Genomic DNA, 282 nt, shown 5'->3' on the forward strand with positions numbered 1-282 from the left:
CATCTGCACAATAATAATAACCCGCCAAATCAAATTGCTTAAGCTGCTCAGCATTGGTCAGTTTGTTATCTGCCGCATACTTTACCATAAGGCCACGCGCTTTTTTGGCATAAAAGCTAATCACTTTATAGTGACCATTTTTCTCGTCTTCAAATCGTGGTGTGATAATTTCAGCATTTAGCGCCTTTTTTTTCACCGCTTTAAAATACTCATTGGAAGCCAAATTAATCAATACTTTGTCATCGCTATCAGCCATACGCGCATTGATGGTATCAGTAACTT

The 282-nt window shown here is 38.3% G+C and carries 1 protein-coding gene; it reads right to left on the reverse strand.

Annotation, left to right across the window (positions count from 1 at the left end):
- The coding region (locus AAEZ03_RS26930) for a YaaA family protein (protein ID WP_350582865.1) at positions 1 to 282 on the reverse strand (282 nt) is incomplete at both ends.

Source organism: Pseudomonas sp. HY2-MNA-CIBAN-0224, from assembly GCF_040310285.1.
Lineage (GTDB): Bacteria > Pseudomonadota > Gammaproteobacteria > Pseudomonadales > Pseudomonadaceae > Aquipseudomonas > Aquipseudomonas helleri.